Annotated in this window: 2 protein-coding genes and 2 pseudogenes; all 4 read left to right on the top strand. The window is 38.3% G+C overall.

What is annotated here, in order from left to right:
* Positions 1-198: pseudogene (locus tag GMD1S_RS12320) on the top strand (hypothetical protein); the annotation flags it as partial.
* 10 nt (positions 199-208) lie between these two features.
* Positions 209-550: a hypothetical protein gene (locus tag GMD1S_RS12590; protein ID WP_000838130.1), complete on the top strand. Its 342-nt coding sequence runs from the start codon at positions 209-211 to the stop codon at positions 548-550.
* A 12-nt stretch (positions 551-562) separates the two neighbouring features.
* Positions 563-1141, top strand: coding sequence for a DUF3278 domain-containing protein (locus tag GMD1S_RS07735; RefSeq protein WP_000711218.1), 579 nt, complete (start codon positions 563-565; stop codon positions 1139-1141).
* A pseudogene (locus GMD1S_RS07740) lies at positions 1138-1304 on the top strand (redoxin domain-containing protein); the annotation flags it as partial. The gene GMD1S_RS07735 and the pseudogene GMD1S_RS07740, both read left to right, overlap by 4 nt.

Raw genomic sequence — 1304 nt, forward strand, 5'->3', positions numbered from 1 at the left:
ATCTATGGCATGGGCATGTTCTTTGGAATACCGCTTCTGAATGTCCTAACCGATGATAGCAAGGATTATCTTGGTTCTCTTTTAAATACAGGGCATTTTGTATCAACTATCCTAGCTACCTTCTTCTTCGGAGTGACCATACAAATTATCGTCTCTCTTCGCATTCGAAAAGCCAAGAAAAACCAAGAAGACGACTAGGAGGTGCCTTATGAAATCACTAGCTAGATTACTGATCAGTCATGTTTTTATCAGTATCTTTGTTACCTTTTTCCTACTTTCTGGACATATTGAGCATCCTTTCTTGATTATCTTTCTTTTATTCCTTCCTGTATTGAACAAGGGACAGAGATTCCAGAAAATCCAATCAAAAAAAATACGTCTTCTAAACGCATCTCTCTGTTTTATCCTCGTATCCTTTCCACAACTTTTAACAAATCCTATGGATTGGAGATACCTGGTATTTCTAATAATCTGTATCATTTTTAGTTTGGTTTACTTCTATACTCTCTATCAACTCTTTAAAGAAATCAATCAAAAATCGCTCATTTAGGAGGTTACTCCCATGAAAAAAGAAGATTTCACCACTCGCTTACTCAAACTATTCTTTCACATACAAGGGCCTTTTGATGAATGCCGTCAAGAGATGATTTACAAGGCAGGTGCCCGTGCCTTGATCCAAATCGTTTACTCCTCTCTCCTACTCTTCCTGTTCTATCTCCTATTTGGACGCTTCATAGAGTTGGTGCGAGATGCCATGCCCTACCTCTATTTTGGACTTATCTTCGTCCTCTCATCTAGGGCGAGACTAGCAGTTCGCGACTTACATTTGGACAAGGATGACCCGTCCGAAATCCATCATAAAAGCTACAGCAAAAGCCAAATCAACCTTCGTAGTTGGGGTGTATTTTTCGGTATTCTAATTGGTTTATTTACTTTGCTATGTTTCCATAAACTCTATGTCCAACAAATTCCTCTTTCTATTTTTTTAGAAAAACTTTTTCAAACAGATATCCTTATCCCTTTACTGGTATTTGGTTTGAGTATTGCTGCTATCTTTGGAACTATGGTTAATGCATTTCTATCACTACAGGAGGAAAAAACTCCTAACAATCGCAATCCTAAGGAGAAAATAAATCAATGACCTCATTATACGATTTCTCAGTCTTGAACCAAGATGATCAAGAAACATCACTTGAAAGCTATCGTGGTAAGATGCTCTTGATTGTCAACACTGCTACCGGATGTGGGTTAACGCCCCAGTACCAGGGACTTCAAGAACTCTATGAACGCTATCAAGATCAGGG

The organism is Streptococcus sp. GMD1S, assembly GCF_000296875.1.
Taxonomy (GTDB): Bacteria; Bacillota; Bacilli; order Lactobacillales; family Streptococcaceae; genus Streptococcus.

Bases quoted from the DNA above. Each gene is read 5' to 3' on its own strand.
- GMD1S_RS12590 (WP_000838130.1), top strand. From the start codon at position 209: ATGAAATCACTAGCTAGATTACTGATCAGTCATGTTTTTATCAGTATC.
- GMD1S_RS07735 (WP_000711218.1), top strand. From the start codon at position 563: ATGAAAAAAGAAGATTTCACCACTCGCTTACTCAAACTATTCTTTCAC.